18 protein-coding genes are annotated in these 19676 nt (G+C 73.5%); 5 read left to right on the top strand and 13 right to left on the bottom strand.

The genetic code is table 11. The annotated features are described in order from the left end of the window. Positions 1-2: 2 nt before the first annotated feature. The 7 genes from rpmF to recG form a co-directional block, all read right to left on the bottom strand. Positions 3-176, bottom strand: a complete 174-nt coding sequence (rpmF, locus tag AB0G63_RS15055; RefSeq protein ID WP_007493396.1) for a 50S ribosomal protein L32 — start codon at positions 174-176, stop codon at positions 3-5. Positions 177-178: 2 nt separating this feature from the next. After that, on the bottom strand, positions 179-835 hold the full coding sequence (locus AB0G63_RS15050) for a YceD family protein (RefSeq protein ID WP_360749767.1): 657 nt from the start codon (positions 833-835) through the stop codon (positions 179-181). A gap of 128 nt (positions 836-963) precedes the next feature. Continuing rightward, positions 964-2043 (bottom strand): ATP synthase F0 subunit B, encoded by a 1080-nt coding sequence (locus tag AB0G63_RS15045; protein ID WP_360749764.1) that lies wholly within the window; start codon positions 2041-2043, stop codon positions 964-966. Positions 2044-2101: 58 nt separating this feature from the next. Next, the gene (coaD, locus tag AB0G63_RS15040) at positions 2102-2581 is read right to left on the bottom strand and encodes a pantetheine-phosphate adenylyltransferase (protein ID WP_324788946.1); all 480 of its coding nucleotides are present in this window, start codon (positions 2579-2581) and stop codon (positions 2102-2104) included. Positions 2582-2607: 26 nt separating this feature from the next. Continuing rightward, a complete protein-coding gene (rsmD, locus tag AB0G63_RS15035; RefSeq protein WP_360749761.1) occupies positions 2608-3195 on the bottom strand; it encodes a 16S rRNA (guanine(966)-N(2))-methyltransferase RsmD in 588 nt (195 codons plus the stop codon). 48 nt (positions 3196-3243) lie between these two features. Next, complete coding sequence (locus AB0G63_RS15030; RefSeq protein ID WP_360749758.1) at positions 3244-3402, bottom strand: PT domain-containing protein; 159 nt, start codon at positions 3400-3402, stop codon at positions 3244-3246. A gap of 19 nt (positions 3403-3421) precedes the next feature. Continuing rightward, positions 3422-5650, bottom strand: a complete 2229-nt coding sequence (gene recG, locus AB0G63_RS15025) for an ATP-dependent DNA helicase RecG (RefSeq protein WP_360749755.1) — start codon at positions 5648-5650, stop codon at positions 3422-3424. Positions 5651-5814: 164 nt separating this feature from the next. Here recG and AB0G63_RS15020 point away from each other — a divergent pair, with 164 nt between their 5' ends. Both AB0G63_RS15020 and AB0G63_RS15015 read left to right on the top strand, forming a co-directional pair. Next, positions 5815-7665: an HSP90 family protein gene (locus AB0G63_RS15020; protein ID WP_360749752.1), complete on the top strand. Its 1851-nt coding sequence runs from the start codon at positions 5815-5817 to the stop codon at positions 7663-7665. Next, positions 7662-10655, top strand: coding sequence for a tetratricopeptide repeat protein (locus AB0G63_RS15015; RefSeq protein ID WP_360749749.1), 2994 nt, complete (start codon positions 7662-7664; stop codon positions 10653-10655). The genes AB0G63_RS15020 and AB0G63_RS15015 overlap by 4 nt, the downstream gene beginning before the upstream one ends. A gap of 587 nt (positions 10656-11242) precedes the next feature. Here AB0G63_RS15015 and AB0G63_RS15010 read toward each other — a convergent pair. Next, the gene (locus AB0G63_RS15010; protein WP_360749925.1) at positions 11243-12970 is read right to left on the bottom strand and encodes a DAK2 domain-containing protein; all 1728 of its coding nucleotides are present in this window, start codon (positions 12968-12970) and stop codon (positions 11243-11245) included. Positions 12971-13236: 266 nt separating this feature from the next. On the opposite strand from AB0G63_RS15010, the gene rpmB reads away from it, so the two are divergent. Further along, positions 13237-13422: a 50S ribosomal protein L28 gene (rpmB, locus tag AB0G63_RS15005; protein ID WP_003993230.1), complete on the top strand. Its 186-nt coding sequence runs from the start codon at positions 13237-13239 to the stop codon at positions 13420-13422. A 101-nt stretch (positions 13423-13523) separates the two neighbouring features. Here rpmB and thiD read toward each other — a convergent pair whose 3' ends face one another. After that, the gene (gene thiD, locus AB0G63_RS15000) at positions 13524-14324 is read right to left on the bottom strand and encodes a bifunctional hydroxymethylpyrimidine kinase/phosphomethylpyrimidine kinase (protein ID WP_360749746.1); all 801 of its coding nucleotides are present in this window, start codon (positions 14322-14324) and stop codon (positions 13524-13526) included. Beyond that, complete coding sequence (locus AB0G63_RS14995) at positions 14321-15286, bottom strand: thiamine-phosphate kinase (RefSeq protein WP_324788850.1); 966 nt, start codon at positions 15284-15286, stop codon at positions 14321-14323. Before AB0G63_RS14995 ends, thiD begins: the two co-directional genes overlap by 4 nt. Before the next feature lie 206 nt (positions 15287-15492). Here AB0G63_RS14995 and AB0G63_RS14990 point away from each other — a divergent pair, with 206 nt between their 5' ends. Further along, complete coding sequence (locus AB0G63_RS14990; protein WP_324788849.1) at positions 15493-15726, top strand: Lrp/AsnC ligand binding domain-containing protein; 234 nt, start codon at positions 15493-15495, stop codon at positions 15724-15726. Positions 15727-15746: 20 nt separating this feature from the next. After that, entirely contained in the window at positions 15747-16229 is a 483-nt protein-coding gene (locus tag AB0G63_RS14985; protein ID WP_360749741.1) for a DUF3515 domain-containing protein, read from the top strand. A 91-nt stretch (positions 16230-16320) separates the two neighbouring features. On the opposite strand, the gene AB0G63_RS14980 is transcribed toward AB0G63_RS14985, so the two are convergent. The 3 genes from AB0G63_RS14980 to AB0G63_RS14970 all read right to left on the bottom strand — a co-directional run bounded on the left by AB0G63_RS14980 (position 16321) and on the right by AB0G63_RS14970 (position 19425). After that, positions 16321-17478: a D-alanine--D-alanine ligase family protein gene (locus AB0G63_RS14980; protein ID WP_360749738.1), complete on the bottom strand. Its 1158-nt coding sequence runs from the start codon at positions 17476-17478 to the stop codon at positions 16321-16323. Between the two features lie 145 nt (positions 17479-17623). Next, the gene (locus tag AB0G63_RS14975) at positions 17624-18634 is read right to left on the bottom strand and encodes an NAD(P)H-dependent glycerol-3-phosphate dehydrogenase (protein ID WP_360749736.1); all 1011 of its coding nucleotides are present in this window, start codon (positions 18632-18634) and stop codon (positions 17624-17626) included. Then, complete coding sequence (locus AB0G63_RS14970) at positions 18631-19425, bottom strand: lysophospholipid acyltransferase family protein (RefSeq protein ID WP_360749733.1); 795 nt, start codon at positions 19423-19425, stop codon at positions 18631-18633. Before AB0G63_RS14970 ends, AB0G63_RS14975 begins: the two co-directional genes overlap by 4 nt. Positions 19426-19676: the final 251 nt, after the last annotated feature.

The raw sequence follows: 19676 nt of genomic DNA, 5'->3' as shown, positions 1-19676 counted from the left end.
GCTCAGACCTCGAGGACCTGGCGCTTGTTGTAGGTGCCGCAAGACGGGCACGCGATGTGCTGCAGCTTGGGCTCGTGGCAGCGCTCGCACGCAACCAGGGTGGGGACCGCAGCCTTCCACTGCGACCGGCGGTGGCGCGTGTTGCTGCGCGACATCTTCCGCTTCGGAACAGCCACGGCTACTTCTCCTGCTTCTCGTCGACGCGCGCTGATCGAGTCGCGTCGCCGCTCATCTCGTCCTTCTCGCCGTCCGTCATGGTGTCGGCGAGTCCCTGCAGTGCCGCCCAACGGATGTCGACGGCGTCATGGTGGTGGTCCGGGTCGTCCGCAAGGCGTGCTCCGCATTCGGCGCACAGTCCCGGGCAGTCTTCCTGGCACACCGGCTGCATCGGCAGTGCGAGCACCACCGCATCACGCAGCACTGGTTCGAGGTCGAACAGGCCGTCCTCGAGGAAGAGCCTGTCCTCGTCGTCCTCGGCGTCGTCGCCCGGTTCCGCGTGGTGCGTGCGGCCCCGGTCGTCGGCGTCAGGGTACGAGAACATCTCCTGGAAGTCCGCTTCGACATCGAGCTGAAGCGGCTCCAGACACCTTACGCACTCCCCCTCGGCCTGTGCACGGGCGGTGCCTGTGACGAGCACCCCTTCCATGACCGACTCGAGCCGGAGTTCGAGTTCCACCGGGGCGCCTTCCGGCACTCCGATGACCCCCTGGATACCCAGGTCCCTGGGAGCGTCGACGGTGCGGTTCAGGCGCTGCAGCGCGCCGGGCCGCCGGCCCAGCTCGTGCGTGTCGAACACGAGAGGGTTGCGGTGGTCGAGGCGGGCGTTGGAGGCCATTCCTGCTTTCGATCCGAACTCGGGGGGACGCCGCCCTCAGGTGTGCGGGCAGCGTTGATCGCGGAAGTACGCGCGACCGAAGAGCCAGGATACTGGACCTTTCGCCTACGGCCCAATCGGCGGATTGCTCACTGGCCGCGGCCCTGTTCGTACGCCCGCAGCTGCTCGGGGGTGATCATGCCGGTGTCGAACAGGCTGGTCTCGTCGAGGGCGTATCCCGCCTGGGCCTGCGAGGCCTGCTGAGGCTGCGGGGCCTGGTTCGGGTCGTAGGCGGGCTGCTGGGCGTCGTAGCCCTGGAAGGCGGTGTACGGGTCGGCCTGCTGGTAGCCGTACGGGTCCGGCTGGCCGCCGTACTGCTGCTGGTAGCCGCCGTAGGCGTCCTGCTGCTGCACGGGGGCGCCTCCCGCCGGGGCGTAGCCGGAGGCGGTGGAGTACGCCGGCTGCTGGTCGTACTGCTGGGACCGGCCTGCCGCCGCCTGGGCGTCCTGCTCCGCCAGGGCCGCCAGGTCGGCCAGGTAGTCGGCGTCGCTGGAGTGCTGCACGGTGCCCTGGTCGTCGGCGAGGGCGCCGAGGTCGTCGGTGGCGATGCGGCCGTGCAGCTTCTGCCGGCCGCGGCCGACGGCCTCCAGGGTCTTGGCGAGGACCGCCTCGAAGGCGCCCAGTTTGCTGTCCACGTACGCGTCCGCGTCGCGGCGCAGGGTCTCCGGGTCGTGGCTGCGTTCCGGGGCGTCCTCGTCCTCGTAGCCCTGCTCGTCGAGGCCGGGGCCCGTGCCGAGCAGCTTCTCGCGGCCACGGCCGACCGAGCCGAGGGTCTTGGTGAGGACGACCTCGAAGTTGGCGAGCTTGGAGTCGACGTAGTCGTCGGCCTCGGCGCGGATCTCCTCGGCCTCCTTGCGGGCCTCGGCGAGGATGCGGTCCGCCTCGGCCTGGGAGCGGCGGGCGATCTCGGTGTCGGAGACCAGGGAGCCGCGCTCGGCGTGCGCCTGCCCGATGATCCGCTCGGCCTCCTGACGGGCCTGCTCCACCATCTGCTCGCGGTCGCCGATCAGCTCCTGCGCCTGCGCCAGCGAGCCGGGCAGGGCCTGGCGCACCTCGTCCAGCATCGCGAGCAGTTCGGCGCGGTTGACCACGCACGAGGCCGACATGGGCATGGACCGGGCGCCGGAGACCGCGGCGACGATCTCATCGAGCTTCTTCTGCACGTCCACCGTGTGCTCGCCACTTCCTGCCGATGTGTTGGAGACGGACGGGACGACTGTAGCCCCATCAGCCCTGGCGCAGGCGCTCGTTCAGGGCCTCCAGGACCACCGGCGGCACCAGGTGGGAGACGTCGCCGCCCCAGGTCGCCACCTCCTTGACGAGCGAGGAGGACAGGAAGCTGTAGGTGGGGTTGGTCGGCACGAACAGGGTCTCCACGCCGGAGAGCCCGTTGTTCATCTGGGCCATCTGCAGCTCGTAGTCGAAGTCGCTGACCGCGCGCAGGCCCTTGACGATGGCCGGGATGTCGCGTTCCTTGCAGTAGTCGACGAGGAGGCCGTGGAATGCCTCCACGGTCACGTTGCCGTACTCGGCGGTGACCTGGCGGATCAGGTCCATCCGCTCGTCGATCTCGAACAGGCCCTTCTTGGACTTGTTGATCATCACCGCGACGTACACCTCGTCGTAGAGGCGGGAGGCGCGGGAGATGATGTCGAGGTGTCCGTTGGTGATCGGGTCGAACGACCCGGGACATACGGCGCGGCGCACTTGTGATCCCTCGCTCTCCGGTCCGGTCATCGTGCGTCTTCGCACGTAGAGGCGGCGCGACCGTACCAAAACGTTCCCTCGCCGTAGCGACGGGCCCGGATCGCGGCGAAACCGTCCGGCCACCTGAACTCGCCGCCTCTGGTGCTGCGCTCCACGGTGACGAGGGCCCGCGCCGCGAGCCAGCCCTGCGAGCGGAGTGTGAGGAGAATCTCCCGAAGATCGTCGTCCGGGACGGCGTAGGGCGGATCGAGGAAGACGATGTCGTACGGCTCCTCGGGCGCCGGCGACCGGACGACCTGTTCGGCGCGGCCCGCCCGGACCTCGGCGCCCGGCAGGCCGAGGCGGCCGACGTTCTCCCGCACGACGCGGGCCGCGCGGGCGTCGGCCTCGACGAGGAGGACGTGGCCGGCGCCGCGGGAGAGCGCCTCCAGGCCGACGGCGCCGGAGCCGGCGTACAGGTCGAGGACCCGCTCGCCGTCGAGGGGGCCGCCGAGCAGGGACTGCCAGGTGGAGAACAGGCCCTCGCGCGCGCGGTCGGAGGTCGGGCGGGTGCCGGTACCGGGAGGGACGGCCAGGCGGCGTCCGCCGGCCGCGCCGGCGATCACGCGGGTCATCGCGGGTCCTCGTTCGTCGGGTGGGTCATGGATGGGTCATGGATTGGGTCATGGATGGGCCGTCGGACGGGTCATGGACGGGTCGTCCGACGGCTCGTCGGACGGCCCATCCGACAGGTCGTCGGACGGGTGGTCCGACGGGTCGTCGGACGGCCGGCCGGATGGCCACGGGTCCAGTCTCGCAGCCGGGGGCAAGGGGGTGCTCACGCGCTGTCGGCGGCCGGACTCACCCCTTCTCCAGGTACTGCTCCCGCTCCTCGTCCAGCAGGGCGTCCAGGGCGGTGCGCAGGCCCGGCAGGCCGGTCAGCTCCGGGTCGGCCGCCACCACGGCGGTCGCCTCCTGTCTCGCCTCGGCGATGATCTCCTCGTCCTCGATGACCGTGAGCATGCGCAGGCTGGTGCGGGCGCCGGACTGGGCCTGGCCGAGGACGTCGCCCTCGCGGCGCTGTTCGAGGTCGATGCGGGAGAGCTCGAAGCCGTCGAGGGTGGCGGCGACCGCGCTCAGGCGCTGACGCGCCGGGGCGGCCTCCGGCATCTCGGTGACCAGCAGGCACAGGCCGGCCGCGGAGCCCCGGCCGACGCGGCCGCGCAGCTGGTGGAGCTGGGAGACGCCGAAGCGGTCGGCGTCCATGATCACCATCGCGGTGGCGTTCGGGACGTTGACGCCGACCTCGATGACGGTGGTGGCGACCAGGACGTCGGTCTCGCCGGCGGCGAAGCGGCGCATGACGGCGTCCTTGTCGTCCGGCGCCATACGGCCGTGCAGGACCTCGATGCGGAGCCCCTGGAGCGGGCCCTTCGCCAGCTGGGCGGCCACGTCGAGGACGGCGAGCGGGGGCCGCTTCTCGGCCTCGTCCTCCGGCGACTTCCGCTTCTTCGGGTCCGCGCCCTCGTCGTCCTCGTCGCCGATGCGCGGGCAGACGACGTACGCCTGGTGGCCGCCCGCCACCTCCTCGCGCACCCGCTCCCAGGCGCGGGCGAGGAAGTGGGGCTTGTCGGCGGCCGGGACGACATGGCTGGCGATGGGCGAGCGGCCGGCCGGGAGCTGGTCGAGGACGGAGGTCTCCAGGTCGCCGAAGACGGTCATGGCGACGGTGCGCGGGATGGGGGTGGCGGTCATGACGAGCAGGTGCGGCGGCTGCTTGCCCTTCCCGCGCAGGGCGTCGCGCTGTTCGACGCCGAAGCGGTGCTGCTCGTCGACCACGACCAGCCCGAGGTCGTGGAACTGCACCTTGTCCTCGATCAGCGCGTGCGTGCCGATGACGAGGCCCGCCTCCCCGGTGACGAGGTCGAGCAGTGCCTGCCGCCGGGCGGCCGCGCCGGTGGAGCCGGTGAGCAGGACCACCTTCGTGGCATGCTCGGCCCCGCCGAGCATGCCCCCCTCGGCCAGCTCCCCCATCATCTCCACCACGGACCGGTGGTGCTGCTGGGCGAGCACCTCGGTGGGCGCGAGCATCGCGGCCTGACCGCCGGCGTCGACGACGGCGAGCATGGCGCGCAGGGCGACCAGGGTCTTCCCCGAACCGACCTCCCCCTGCAGCAGCCGGTGCATCGGGTGCTCGGTCGCGAGGTCGGCGAAGATCTCCTCGGAGACCTTCCGCTGGCCCTCGGTGAGGGTGAAGGGGAGGCGGGCGTCGAAGGCCGTGAGGAGGCCGTCGGGGGACGGTCTGCGGGGTACGGCGGGCAGCAGGGTGTCGGCGTGGCGGCGACGGGCCAGGGCCACCTGGAGGACGAAGGCCTCGTCCCACTTCAGGCGGGCGCGGGCGTCGGCGACGTCGGCCTTGGTGTGCGGGCGGTGGATCTTCAGCAGGGCCTCGGGCAGGGGGACCAGGCCGCGGCCCTCGCGCAGGGAGGGCGGAAGGGGGTCGATCGCGTCCTGTGCGGTGGGCAGCACCGTCTGGATCGCCTTGCCGATCTTCCAGGACTCCAGCTTGGCGGTGGCGGGGTAGATGGGGATCAGGGCGCCGGCCCAGGTCTCGGGCGTCTCCCCTGGGTCGTCCTCCGCGCCGCGCAGCAACTCGTATGCGGGGTGCGCCAGTTGGAGGCGTCGGTTGAAGACGGAGACCTTGCCGGAGAACATCGCGCGGGTGCCCGGCAGGAGTTCCTTGTGGGGCTTGTGCACGCCGTTGCCGAAGAAGACCAGCTGGAGCCTGCCGCTGCCGTCCGTGATCGTGACCTCGAGGCGCTGGCCCTTGCCCCGGGGGGCCCTGGAGGAGGCGAAGGTGTGCAGGCGGGCGTCGGCGACCATCGCGACCACCGTGACGTGCTCGTCCATCGGGAGGTCGGCGAGGTGGGTGAGCTGGCCGCGCTCCTCGTATCTGCGCGGGTAGTGGTGGAGGAGGTCGCCGACGGTGTGCAGGCCGAGGTGCTCGGCCATCACCTTCGCGGTGGCGGGGCCGAGCACCGACTTCAGCGGCTGTTGCAGTGGTCCTTGCAGTGCGGGCACGGGATCCATTGCACACCACGGCACTGACATTGCCTTATACGTACCCCGAAACCCATGGTCAGGCGGTTCGGTCCGGCCCTAGGATGACGCGCCTCCGGCCATCCCGCGGTCACCGCCCCACCAGGGACCGCCCGACCCCGCGCCTCCCCCGTCCCCCCACCGGCGCAGCGACGATGGACTCCCAGACCTCACAGTCATCCCAGCCGTCCCACCCACCCCACCCACCTCACATGTTCCAGGTCGACCTGCGCGGCCTGGTGGACCTGCTGTCCCATCACCTCTACTCGAGCCCCAAGGTCTACCTGCGGGAGCTGCTGCAGAACGCCGTCGACGCCATCACGGCCCGGCGCGCGGAGGAGCCCGGCGCCCCCGCGCGGGTGCGGCTCCACGCGGATTCCCCCGACGGCGGCGCCGCCCTGCGGATCGAGGACACCGGCGTCGGGCTGACGGAGTCGGACGTGCACGACCTGCTGGCCACCATCGGACGCAGCTCCAAGCGCGCCGACGGCATCCAGGAGGTCCGCTCGGACTTCCTCGGGCAGTTCGGCATCGGCCTGCTGGCCTGCTTCGTGGTCGCCGAGCGGATCCGGGTGGTCAGCCGCAGCGCCCGGACCCCGGACGCGGCGCCCGTGGAGTGGACGGCGAGCGACGACGGCTCGTACACCGTGCGGACGCTGCCCCGTGAGGCGCGGCCCGAACCGGGCACCACCGTGCACCTGGTGGCGCGGGCCGGGGCCGCGGAGTGGCTGTCGCCGGAGCGGGTGTTCACGCTGGCGCGCCACTTCGGCTCCCTGCTGCCCTACGACGTCCGGGTCGGCGACGAGACGGTCACCGACCTGCCCGCGCCCTGGGACCGCGCGTACCCCTCCCCCGCCGCCCGCCGGGTGGCGCTGGCGCGGCACTGTCACGAGCTGTTCGGGTTCACCCCGCTGGACTCGATCGGGCTGGACGTGCCGCTCGCCGGGATCCGCGGGGTGGCCTACGTCCTGCCTTCTGCCGTCAGCCCCGCCCAGCGGGCGACGCACCGCGTCCACCTCAAGGGCATGCTGCTGACCGAGCGGGCCGAACAGCTGCTGCCGGACTGGGCGTTCTTCGTGCGCTGCGTCCTGGACACGGACAGCCTGCGGCCGACGGCCTCGCGGGAGTCGCTCTACGAGGACGAGACGCTGGCGGCCGTGCGGGAGGCGCTCGGCGAGCGGATCCGGTCGTGGCTGACGGGGCTCGCGGCCGGGGACCCGGAGCGGCTGGCGGCCTTCCTGGCCGTGCACCACCTGGGCGTGAAGTCACTCGCCCGGCACGACAGGGAGATGCTGCGCACGATGCTGCCGTGGCTGCCCTTCGAGACGACGGACGGGCGGCTGTCGCTGGAGGAGTTCGCGCAACGGCACCCGGTGGTGCACTTCACGCGGACCGTCGAGGAGTACCGGCAGGTCGCTCCGATCGCGTCCGCGCAGGGCGTCGGGGTGATCAACGGCGGCTACACGTACGACAGCGAGCTGGTCGAGGCGCTGCCGTCGGTGCGGCCGGGGACGGTGGTCGCCGAGCTGGACGCGGACACGGTGACCGCGCACCTGGACGCCGTCGACCCGTCGGAGGAGCTGGCGCTGGCCGGGTTCCTGGCGGCGGCGCGGGCCAGGCTGGACCCGGTGGGGTGCGACATCGTGCTGCGCGCCTTCCACCCGCTGTCCGTTCCCGCCCTCCACCTGGACGACCGCGCGGCGCGTCACGAACAGGCCCGCGCCGAGGCGGAGGAGCAGGCCGACGACCTGTGGGCCGGCATCCTCGGCTCGCTGCGCGGCAGCGCCCCGCGCGCGCGTCTGGTGCTCAACCACCTCAACCCGCTGGTGCGGCGGATCAGTTCGCTGGGTGATCCGGAGCTGATCGGCACCGCGACGGAGTCCCTGTACGGGCAGGCCCTGCTGATGTCCCAGCGCCCGCTGCGGCCGGCCGACTCGGCGCTGCTGAACAGGGCGTTCATCGGCCTGCTGGAGTGGGCCACGCACGGCGAGGACGGTCACCGGTGAGCGGCATCACGGACATCGACTCCCTCCGCCGGGCGATGGCGGACAACTCCGAGCAGCCGGAGGGGCCGGCCCGCAACGCGCGCGCGGAGCAGCTGCTCGCCGAGGCCGAGAAGCTGGACGTCCCGCTGGCCGTGATCGAGGCGCTCGGGCACCAGCTGAAGGTCTACAACTACAGCTCCGAGAAGGACAAGATGTTCGTCCCCTTCGCGCGCCTGCTGCGTATGTGGGACGAGCGTCCGGAGGACTTCGACGAGTACGAGACGCACTCGCTGCACTGGGTCTTCAAGTGGATGTCGGCCGGCATGCTCGACCAGCCGCACATCCCGCTCGCCTCGATCGAGAAGTGGCTCGCCGAGATGGAGCACCGTTACCGGCTCGCGGGTCACTCCGAACGGGCGGTGCGCAGCGCCGAGTTGAGCGTGGCCGCGCATGTCGGGGACGTGCCGCGGGCGGAGCGGGCGTACGCGGCGTGGCTGGCCGCGGACCGGGACGCCATGGCCGACTGCCACGCGTGCGAGCTGCACGGGCAGGGCTGGTGGCAGGCGGAGCGGGGCCGGGACGCGGAGGCGCTGCTGCTGTGGCGGCCGGTCCTGGACGGCGAGTTCACCTGCGCGCACGAGCCGCACACGGTGCTGGCGTCCTCCCTGGTGCCGCTGCTGCGGCTGGACCGGCCCGACGAGGCGCGCGCCAACCACCTGCGGGGTTTCCGGCTGGTGCGGTCCATGGAGAGCATGCGGGGTGCGTACGCGGACCATGTGGAGTTCTGCGCGCTGACCGGCAACGAGGCGCGCGGTCTCGAACTGCTCGCGGAGCGGCCGGCGTACTTCACGGACACCGGGCATCCGCGCAGCAAGCTGGACTTCATGGCGGTCGTGGCGCTGCTCATGGACCGGCTGGAGCAGCGGGGGCTGGGCGAGGAGCAGGTGCCGGGTCCGGCGGGCCGGGCGTGGACGGCGCGGGAACTGGGCGCGCACGCACGCGCGGAGGCGCTCGCCCTGGCGGCACGGTTCGACCAGCGCAACGGCACCCCGTACGTCAGCGACCGGGCCCGCGCACGTATGGCGCAGGAGCCGCTGGTGGAACGGCTGCCGCTCGGTGTGCGCACCGCCCGCCCGGTCTCCGCGCCGCCGCCTCCCGTGGCGCCGCCGGTCGCCGCGGGCGCGAGCGAGCCCGGCCTGGACGCCCTGCTGGCCGAGGCGCGGCGGCTGTCGGAGGGCCTGCGGCCGCACGCCGTCGAGGCGTGGGCGGCGGTCGCACGGGCCGCGGAGGCGGCCGGGGGCGACCGGCTGGACGCCCGCGACCGCGCCGAGGTCGTCGACCACGAGGCGATGGGCCGGGGACCGGAGGGCGCCGAACTGTTCGAGCGGGCCGCCGAGCTGTACGCGGAGGCGGGCGATCCCGGGGAGGCGCTGGCGGCACGCACGCGTGCGGCCTACGTACGCGCCCTGGCGGGCCGGGTCGAGGAAGCCCTCGCCGCGGTCGCCGAGCCCTGCGACCGGGTGCTGGCGCTGTACGCCGAGGGGGCCACGGGCCTGCGGCAGACGGCGTCCGTGCTGATGGGGCGGGCGCGGATCTGGATGCGGCGGGTGCAGGAGGCGGGCGAGGCCGCCGGGGGCGCAGGCGTCGCGGAGGAGATCACCGCCGGGGCCGAGGCCGCGGTGCGCGAGGTGCTCACCCTCGTCGACGGGCACGCCGGGGGCGACATACGGCTCGCCTCGCGGGCGGCCGAGGCGCGGGCGATGCTGGCGGACCTGGCGGCCGGCGCGGGGGACGTGGCGGAGGCGGCGGAGCTGTTCCGGCGGGCCGCCGCGCAGTTCGTCGACGCGGGGCTGCCGTGGTTCGCGGTGGAGTACGAGGCGCGGCTGGCCGGACTGGCGCATCACCTGGGCGACGTCGCCGAGGCGGAACGGGCGCTGCGGGCGGCCCTGGAGCACGGCGGACCGTACCTGGAGGCGGTCGGACGGGCCCAGCTCCACCTCCAGCTCGCCGAGGTGCTCGGCGGGCGGGACCTGGCCGAGGAGGCCGCCGCGCACGCCTTGGAGGCCGCCCACTGGGCCGACGAGGCCGACGAGGGGCCCGCGCTGGGCGCCTGGGCCCGGCACCAGCTCGGCGGCCTGCTGCTGCGCCAGGGCCGGTGGGCGGAGGCCGCGGAGGTGCTGGAGTCCGCGCTGCCCGACCTGCACGCCCGGACGCACGGCGACGGCTCGGTCGTGCAGACGCTGTGGTGGCTCGGCGACTGCCTGAGCGAGCTCGGCGAGCACCGCGCGTCCGCGGAACGGCGGCTGCGGGCGGCCGAGATCGCCCGGCACTGGCCGGAGCAGCAGGACCACGCCACGCTCGCCCACCTCGCCGCCGAGTCCCTCGGGCACGCGGGGCTGCCGGCCGAGGCCGACCGGGCCTACGTGCGCGCGGGCGAGCTGTGGCGCTCCCTCGGCGACGTGCACGGCCTGGTGCGCTCCCTGCGCGCCCGCGCGTGGCTCGCGCTGCGAACGGACGACGGGGCCGGGGCGGCACGGGAGTTGATGGCGGACGCGGTCCGGGAGTGCCGGGCGGCGCTGGACGCCGGCCCGCCCGACGATCCGGCGCGGCCGCACCTGCTCGCCGAACTCGGGCACACGCACCGCCAGTTCGGCGAGCTGCTGGCCCGTTCCGCCGCCGAGGACGCCGACGACGCCGACGGCGACGCCATCCGGGCCACGCTGGAGGCGGCCCTGTCCCAGGTCTCCGAGGCGGCCGTGGTGTTCGCCTCCCTCGGCGGCGACGCCCTGCACAGCCGCACCGGCGCCGAACTGGCCGCCGGGTGGCTGGAGGCCGACCTCGGCCGGCCCGAGCGGGCGTCGGCACGCGCGCGTGCGGTGCTGGCCGCGTACGACGGCCGCGACGAGGCGGAGACGACCGACGAGCCGGACGAGCCCGACGGGACCATCGCGGGGCGGCGGGCGGAGGCGGAGCACCTGCTGCGGGTCGTCCGGGAGCAGCAGGCCGGCTGAGCGGCCCCGCAGGGCTGCTGGTCGCGGGTCTGGGACGCGCAGAGCGGAGTGACGCGAGGCGGCGGCACAACGCAAGGCGGCGGGGCACAAGGCTGCCGGCCCAAGGCGCCAGGACCCAGGCCTGCGGAACGCAGCGCTGCGGTCGTCCGGGAGCCGCACGCCGACCGAGCTGACCCGCCCCACAAGCCCGCGCACGCAGGACCGCAGGGCACAGCACGCCAGGACGCAAGGCGGCGGACGCGCGGGCGGAGTGACGCAAGACCGCGGGACGCCAGAGCTGCGGTCGTCCGGGAGCCGCACGCCGACCGAGCTGACCCGCCCCACAAGCCCGCGCACGCAGGACCGCAGGGCACAGCACGCCAGGACGCAAGGCGGCGGACGCGCGGGCGGAGTGACGCAAGGCGGCGGGGCACAAGGCTGCCGGCCCAAGGCGCCAGGACCCAGGCCTGCGGAACGCAGCGCTGCGGTCGTCCGGGAGCCGCACGCCGACCGAGCTGCCCCGCCCCACAAGCCCGCACACGCACGACCGCGAGGCACAGGACGCCAGGACGCGAGGCGGCGGGTCCACAAGGGGCCGCGGGGGCGTGCTACTCGACGCCGATCAGCAGCGGGGCGCCCTGTCGTCCGCCGTGGTGGACGACCGTGTCGACGGCGAGGTACGACTCACGCACGCGTGCTTCGAGGTGGCCGGCGATGGACTCGGGCGCCTCGTCGCCGAGGACGAGCGTCACGAGTTCGCCGCCGGCCGCGAGCATGCGGTCGAGGACCGTCTCGGCGACGGCGGTGACGTCGGAGCCGATCACGGCCACGTCGCCCTCGATCAGGCCGAGCACGTCGCCGGCCTGGCAGATGCCGGCCGTGGTCCAGGACTCGCGTTCGGCGACGGCCACCTCGGCGTACCGGGTCGCGCCCGCCGCCGAGGTCATCGACACGACGTCCTCGTCGAAGCGCCGCCCGGGCTCGTGCACGGCCAGCGCCGCGATCCCCTGGACCGGGGAGCGCGTCGGGATCAGGGCCACCCGGACGCCCTCGGCGCGCGCCTGCTCGGCCGCCGCGGCAGCGGTGTGGCGCAACTCGGCGTCGTTGGGCAGCAGCACGACCTCGCGCGCGTGGGCCCGCCGTACGGCGTCCACGAGCTCCCCGCTGGCGGGCGGCTCCCCCGGGCGGGCGAGCACGGTGGTCGCGCCGGCCTCGGCGTACAGCCCGGCCAGTCCCTCGCCGGGCACGACCGCCACCACCGCGCGCTGGGCGGGCTCCTGCGGCAGGCGCTCACCGGCGCGCGTGTGCACGGTGCCGGCCCCGAAGTGGGTGATCCTGATCCGGTGCGGCCGTCCGGCCTCGATGCCCGCCTCCACGGCGGCACCCGCGTCGTCCACGTGCACGTGGACGTTCCACAGCCCGTCGCCGCCGACCACGACCAGGGAGTCCCCAAGGCCGTCGAGGCGTTCGCGCAGCCGCGCCACCGCCGCGTCCCCGGCCTCCAGGAGGTAGATCACCTCGAAGGCGGGGCCGCCGTCCGCCGGGCCGTCGCCGCACTCGCCGCCGGCGCCGGCGGTCGTGCGGTCCGCCGCGCCTTCCTCGGGCCCGTCGGCCGCGTCCGCCACGCGCGCGTGGACCGGGGCGACCCGCACCGGCACCGCCCTCGGCGTCTCCCCCGTGAACGTCTCCACCAGCGCGGCCAGCACCGCCACCAGCCCCCGGCCGCCGGCGTCGACCACCCCGGCGCGGCCCAGCACCCCCAGCTGCCCGGGCGTCGCGGCGAGTGCCGCGCGCGCGCCCTCGTAGGCGGCCCGCGCGACCGCCCCGCAGTCCCCGTCCGCCGCGACGGCCGCCTCCGCGGCGGCGGCGGCGACCGACAGGACCGTGCCCTCGACGGGGTGCTCGACGGCCCGGCGGGCGGACTCGGCGGCGTTGTGCAGGGCGCGCCGCAGGCCGGGTCCGTCGGTGTGCGGTGTCTCACCGTCGGCGAGGACCTGGGCCATGCCGCGCAGCAACTGCGCGAGGATCGTCCCGGAGTTGCCCTGCGCGCCGATCAGCGCCCCGTGCGCCATCGCGTGCACCGCGTCGGCCAGCAGGGGCCCGTCGGTCCTGCCCGGCGCCCGGGAGCCGGCCTCGTGGGCCGTGAACACCGCCTCGACCGCCGCGACGGCGGACTCCACGGTCAGGTACAGGTTCGTGCCGGTGTCCCCGTCGGCGACGGGGAAGACGTTGATCGCGTCGATCTCCTCGCGCGCGCGTCCGAGCGCCTCCAGCGCGAGGCCGCACCAGGTGCGCACCGCGAGAGCATCGAAGAATGTCTGCGGCACGTGCGCCACCTGCGCCTCCTTGAGCTGCTGGACTGCACGCAGCGTAGACCCCGGGCCGGTGCGGGCCCGGCGGCGGGCCGGGCGGGGGCCGGGAGCGGGGGTCTGAGCAGCCATGGTAGTTTCGTTGCACCGGCGCGGTCGTTGTATGCTGCTCCGGTTGCCCGATCCTGATCGGGCCATTCCCCTGGCAACGCCATCCAGATCTCTGATCCTAGATCTTGATCCCGGCATGCCGGGATCAACCGTAAGTGCATCTGAAGTCTTTGGAGTGACCCGTGGCTGCCAACTGCGACGTCTGCGGCAAGGGGCCGGGCTTCGGCAACAACATCTCGCACTCGCACCGCCGTACGTCCCGCCGCTGGAACCCGAACATCCAGCGTGTGCGTACCGTGGTGGGCGGGACGCCGAAGCGCGTGAACGCTTGCACCTCGTGCATCAAGGCCGGCAAGGTCTCGCGCTGACGCTCTGCTGTTGAGCGCGCGGCCACCGCTGGTTCGCTGCACGGAGCCGGTCCACCACCAGGTGGGCCGGCTTCCTGCTGTGTCCGGGGCCCGGAGGCGGGTCAGGGCGGGGGAGTCTCCCTCCTGAGGGCCCACCCGTGGTCGACGGGTCCGATGCCGGCGCCGAGCGGAAAGCCGGCGGCGATCGCCCCGGTGACGTACTCCTTGGCCGCGGCCACCGCCTCGGGCACGGACCGCCCCTTCGCGAGCTGCGCGGCGATCGCCGAGGCGAGGGTGCAGCCCGTGCCGTGCGTGTGCCGGTTGTCGAGCCGGGGCGCGCGCAGCCAGTGCTCAACGGAGCCGTCCGTGAGCAGGTCCACGGCGTCGCCGGGCAGGTGACCGCCCTTGATCAGCACCCACGCCGGACCGTACGCGAGGACGGCCGCCGCGGCCGGGCGCAGCTGCGCCTCCGACTCCACCCGCACCCCCGTGAGCCGGGCCACCTCGTCGAGGTTCGGCGTCGCGACGGTCGCGACCGGAAGCAGCTTCGTCCGTACGGCGTCCAGCGCGGAGGCCGCGAGCAGCGGGTCCCCGTGCTTGGAGACGCCCACCGGGTCGACGACCGCCGGCGCGTCCGTCGCGCCGATCAACTCGGCCACCGCCTCGACGAGTTCGGCCGAGGCGAGCATCCCGGTCTTCACGGCCTGTACGCCGATGTCGTCGACCACGCTGCGGTACTGGGCCCGCACCGCCTCCACCGGCAGCTCCCAGGCGCCCTGCACGCCCAGGGAGTTCTGCGCGGTGACCGCCGTGACGACGCTCATCCCGTGCACCCCGAGCGCCAGCATGGTCTTCAGGTCGGCCTGGATCCCGGCGCCCCCGCCGGAGTCGGAGCCGGCCACCGTCAGCACGCGCGGGATCACGCCTCGATGTCCCCGAAGTGGTCCCAGCCGCCCTTGCTGGTCCACGGCGCCCCGTCGACCGTCACCTGGGGCAGCGCCGAGGGGTTGAGCACCTCGCCGATCACCTTCCAGCGCGCGGGCAGCTTCACGTCCGGCGGGAAGGTCGCCACGATCGCGTGGTCCTCTCCTCCGGTCAGCACCCACTGCATGGGGTCGACGCCGACGGCCTGCCCGATGTCGTTCATCTGGGACGGGATGTCGATCGCGCCGGAGCGGATGTCGATGCGGACCTTGCTCGCCTCGGCGATGTGCCCGAGGTCGGCGATCAGACCGTCGCTGACGTCGCACATCGCGGTCGCGCCGAGCGCCGCGGCGGCCGGCCCGGCGTGGTAGGGCGGCTCGGGACGCCGGTGCGCCTCCACGAACGCCCGCGGGGAGCGGAAGCCGCGGGAGAGCACCGCGTGCCCGGCCGCGGACCAGCCCAGCCAGCCGGTGACCGCGACCCGGTCGCCGGGCTGCGCGCCGCCCCGGGTGACGGGCTCCTGGTTGCGCAGGTCGCCGAGCGCGGTGATCGACACCATGATCGTGTCGCCGCGTACCACGTCGCCGCCGACCACGGACGCGCCCGCGACCTGGCACTCGTCGCGCAGGCCGTCCATCAGCTCGCTCGGCCAGGTCACCGGCAGCTCGGCCGGCACGACCAGGCCGAGCAGCAGCGCGGTCGGCACGGCGCCCATGGCGGCGATGTCCGCGAGGTTCTGCGCGGCCGCCTTGCGTCCCACGTCGTAGGCGGTGGACCAGTCGCGGCGGAAGTGCCGTCCCTCCAGGAGGATGTCGGTGCTGGCCACGACCCGCCGGTCGGGCGCGGCGACGACCGCGGCGTCGTCGCCGGGGCCGACCCGGACCGCCGGGGTGGTGGTGAGACGGGAGGTGAGCTCCCTGATGAGCCCGAACTCCCCGAGCTCACCAACAGTGCCCTTCATTTCCCTTGCTCCCCTTCCGTCCCGTGCCGTGCCCGGTCGCGCGTCATCAGTGTCCCCGATACGGTCGAGGTGGCCGTCGGCTTCGGTCGTGCCCGCACCGCGGCGCGCAGGCCCCGGCTACCGCGGGTCTCCCCGTGGCACGCGGCGACGCGATACGGTGGCGTTCCTTTTCCCCACATGATCCTCGTGGCCGCCCTGGAGGTTCCGTGGTACAGGCGTACATTCTGATCCAGACGGAGGTCGGCAAGGCGTCGACCGTCGCCGAGACGATCAGCAAGCTCCCTGGAGTCATCCAGGCCGAGGACGTGACCGGACCGTACGACGTGATCGTGCGCGCCCAGTCCGACACCGTGGACGACCTCGGTCGAATGGTGGTCGCGAAGGTCCAGCAAGTGGACGGCATCACGCGCACCCTGACCTGCCCGGTCGTGCATCTGTAGCCCCCGTCTACCCTTGGCCGGTGAAGTTCTTCCGTCACCGGCTCATCGGCCTGTCCGCGTTCGCCCTGCTGGTCACCGTCACCGGCTGCTCCTCGGCAGACGGGCATGCGACGGCGGCGGTTCCCAGCCCCTCCCCGAAGGCCGCGAAACTGTGCCGGAACCTCGACGAGGCGCTGCCCGCGAAGGTGGACGGTCAGAGCCGCCGGGATCCCCAGCCCGCGTCCGCGCTGACCGCGGGCTGGGGGAGCCCGGCGATCATACTGCGGTGCGGTGTGCCGCGGCCCTCGGAGATGAACGATCCGGAGGCCGACGGCGTGGAGGCGAACGGGGTGGGCTGGCTGCTGCAGAAGCGGGACGACGGCTCGTTCCGTTTCACCACGACGCTGCGCGTGGTGTACGTGGAGGTGACGATCCCGAAGGCGCGCACCGGCAACGGCCTGGCGCCGCTGGTGGACCTGGCGCCGGCCGTCGAGAAGGCGATCCCCGAGGGGATCGCCGACTGACTCGCGTCCGGCTGACTCCCTGTCGGCCGGCCTGACGCCGGCCGGTTCAGCGCAGATCCTCGGCGCCGGCCCGCCCGTGCGGGCCGGCGGCTCAGCGCAGGCCCGTGGACCTGCGCAGCGCCGCCCGCAGCAGCCGGTCCACCAATTCCGGGTAGCCGATCCCGCTGGCCTGCCACATCTGCGGGTACATCGAGATGGGCGTGAAGCCGGGCATCGTGTTGATCTCGTTGATCACGAACTCCCCGTCCTCGGTGAGGAAGAAGTCCGCGCGCACCAGCCCCTCGCAGGAGGCCGCCTCGAACGCCTCCACGGCGAGCGCCCGCACCTCGGCGGTCTGCTCCGGCGTCAGCGGCGCCGGCACGACGCCCGGGGTGGAGTCGATGTACTTGGCCTCGAAGTCGTAGTAGGCGTGCGCGTCCGGCGGCGGGATCTCCGCGGGCACGGAGGCGCGCGGGCCGTCCTCGAACTCCAGGACGCCGCACTCGATCTCACGGCCGCGCACGGCCGCCTCCACGAGGATCTTCGGGTCGTGCCGCTGGGCCTCCGCGATCGCCTCGTCCAGGCCCGAGAGGTCGTCGACCTTGGTGATGCCGATGGACGAGCCCGCGCGCGCGGGCTTCACGAACAGCGGCCAGCCGTGCTCGCCGGCGAAGTCGACGATCCGCTTGCGGGCGGCCGGCTCGTCCCGCTGCCACTCGCGCGGCCGGATCACCACGTACGGGCCGACCTTGAGCCCGAAGGAGGCGAACACCCGCTTCATGTACTCCTTGTCCTGGCCGACGGCCGAGGAGAGCACGCCCGAGCCGACGTACGGCACGCCGGCCAGGTCCAGCAGCCCCTGCAGGGTGCCGTCCTCGCCGTACGGGCCGTGCAGGACGGGGAAGACGACGTCGACCTCGCCGAGCGCCTTGGGCACCGATCCGGGCTCGCTGTAGACGACTTCGCGGCTGGCGGGGTCGACGGGGAGCACCACGCCGCCCTCGCCGGACTCGGCCAGTTCCGCGACCTCCGGGGTGCGGCGGTCGGTGATCGCCATGCGGTCCGGTTCGTCGGCGGTGAGCACCCAGCGGCCTTCCCGGGTGATGCCGATCGGCAGGACGTCGTACTTCGTCCGGTCGATGGCCCTCAGGACGGCGCCGGCGGTGACCGTGGAGATCCCGTGTTCGGAGCTGCGCCCCCCGAACACGACGGCCACGCGCGGCTTGCGAGGCGGCTGCTCAGGGCTCTGGGGAAGGTTCTCGGTGCTCATATCGCGATGAGCGTACCCGGTGGTGGTGCCCGGAGACAGCGTGCGCCCCCCGGTGAGCCGGAGGGCGCGTCGGCGTCGGTGGCGCGAACCCGCACGGGCCCGCAGGACCGAGCACGTCGGCGCCGGGCGCCGGGCGCCGGGTCGCTCAGCGTCGTTCCGGCTTCGCGCTGCGCGACATCAGCTCCTTGACGGCGACCACCGGGGACTTGCCCTCGTGCACGATGGCGACGACCGTCTCGGTGATGGGCATGTCGACGCCGTGCCGGCGCGCCAGATCCAGCACGGACTCGCAGGACTTGACGCCCTCGGCGGTCTGCTTGGTGACCGCGATGGTCTCCTGCAGGGTCATTCCCTTGCCGAGGTTGGTGCCGAAGGTGTGGTTGCGCGACAGCGGCGAGGAGCAGGTCGCCACCAGGTCGCCCAGTCCGGCCAGCCCGGAGAACGTCAGCGGGTCGGCGCCCAGCGCGACCCCGAGCCGGGTGGTCTCGGCGAGTCCGCGCGTGATGAGGGAGCCCTTGGCGTTGTCGCCGAGGCCCATGCCGTCCGCGATGCCGACCGCGAGACCGATGACGTTCTTGACCGCGCCGCCCAGTTCACAGCCGACCACGTCGGTGTTGGTGTACGGCCGGAAGTACGGCGTGTGACAGGCGGCCTGCAGCCGCCGGGCGACGGCCTCGTCGGTGCACGCGACCACCGAGGCGGCCGGCATCCGGGCGACGATCTCCCGGGCCAGGTTGGGCCCGGTGACCACGGCGATCCGGTCCGCGCCGACCTTGGCGACGTCCTCGATCACCTCGCTCATCCGCATGGCGGAACCGAGTTCGACGCCCTTCATCAGCGAGACCAGGACCGTGTCCGGGGCCAGCAGCGGCACCCACTCGGCGAGGTTGGCGCGCAGCGTCTGGGAGGGCACCGAGAGGACCGTGAAGTCGGCGCCCGCGGCGGCCTCGGCGGGGTCGGTGGTGGCCCGGAGGTTCTCCGGGAGCTCCACGCCGGGGAAGTAGTCGGGGTTCGTGCGCCCGGAGTTGATCGCCTCGGCGACCTCCGCGCGGCGCGCCCACAGGGTGACCTGGCAGCCGGCGTCGGCCAGCACCGTCCCGAACGCCGTGCCCCACGAACCGGCGCTGAAGACCGCCGCCTTGACAGGTTCGCTCACTTGCTGCCGTCCCTTTCCCGGCCGATCTGCGCCTGGCCGGCGTGCGCCTGGCCGGTCTGTGCCTCGGTCCTGCGGCGCTGCTCGATCCGCTCACGACGCGGGTCGTACGGCGTCCCCGGCGCCTTCTCGCCGCGGATCTCCTCCAGCTGGCGGGTGATGGCGGCCATGATGGCCTCGGTCGCCTCCTTCAGCAGCTCGGGAGTCATCTCCTTGTCGTAGAAGCGCGAGAGGTCCACGGGCGGGCCGGCGAGCACGTGGTGGGTCTTGCGCGGGAAGAGGTCCGGCTTCCTCGCGTACGGCGGCAGCAGTTCGTTGGCGCCCCACTGGGCGACCGGAATCACCGGGCACTTGGTCTGCAGGGCGACGCGGGCGGCGCCGGTCTTGCCGGTCATCGGCCAGCCGTCCGGGTCGCGGGTGAGGGTGCCCTCGGGGTAGAAGGCGACGCACTCGCCGCGTTCCACGGCGTCGATCGCCGCCCGGAAGGCGCTCAGGGCGTCCGTGCTCTCGCGGTAGACGGGGATCTGCCCGGTGCCGCGCATCGCGGCACCGACGAATCCCTTCCGGAAAAGGCCGCTCTTCGCCAGAAATCGGGGGACCCGTCCGGTGTTGTACTGAAAGTGCGCGTATGCGACGGGATCCACGTGGGAATTGTGGTTCACCACGGTGATAAATCCGCCCTCGGCCGGAATGTGCTCCATTCCGCGCCAGTCCCGCTTGATCAGAACCACCAGCGGCGGTTTGCAGATCACCGCGGCGAAGCGGTACCAGAAGCCGATTCTGCGGCGGGGCACGCGGACACCTTCCTCTAGGGATCAAGGACGTCGGGCCGGGGGGCCGCACAAGTGTCGCCCCAGGCCGCCGGTCTGTCGAGAACACCGTACGCCCGCCCGTCACCCACCCCCACCCTTCCAAGGAGCTTCGCGCCCCTTCTCCTCCCGGCCCGTCACCCACCCCCACCCTTCCAAGGAGCTTCGCGCCCCTTCTCCTCCCGGCCCGTCACCCACCCCCACCCTTCCAAGGAGCTTCGCGCCCCTTCTCCTCC

Source organism: Streptomyces sp. NPDC020996, from assembly GCF_040641355.1.
GTDB lineage: Bacteria > Actinomycetota > Actinomycetes > Streptomycetales > Streptomycetaceae > Streptomyces.
The sequence above is the reverse complement of the archived record's forward strand: the minus strand, read 5'-3'. Positions and strand labels throughout refer to the sequence as shown.

Bases quoted from the DNA above. Each gene is read 5' to 3' on its own strand.
- AB0G63_RS15050 (WP_360749767.1), bottom strand. From the start codon at position 835: ATGGCCTCCAACGCCCGCCTCGACCACCGCAACCCTCTCGTGTTCGAC.
- rsmD (WP_360749761.1), bottom strand. From the start codon at position 3,195: ATGACCCGCGTGATCGCCGGCGCGGCCGGCGGACGCCGCCTGGCCGTC.
- recG (WP_360749755.1), bottom strand. From the start codon at position 5,650: ATGGATCCCGTGCCCGCACTGCAAGGACCACTGCAACAGCCGCTGAAG.
- AB0G63_RS15020 (WP_360749752.1), top strand. From the start codon at position 5,815: ATGGACTCCCAGACCTCACAGTCATCCCAGCCGTCCCACCCACCCCAC.
- AB0G63_RS14995 (WP_324788850.1), bottom strand. From the start codon at position 15,286: ATGAAGGGCACTGTTGGTGAGCTCGGGGAGTTCGGGCTCATCAGGGAG.
- AB0G63_RS14980 (WP_360749738.1), bottom strand. From the start codon at position 17,478: ATGAGCACCGAGAACCTTCCCCAGAGCCCTGAGCAGCCGCCTCGCAAG.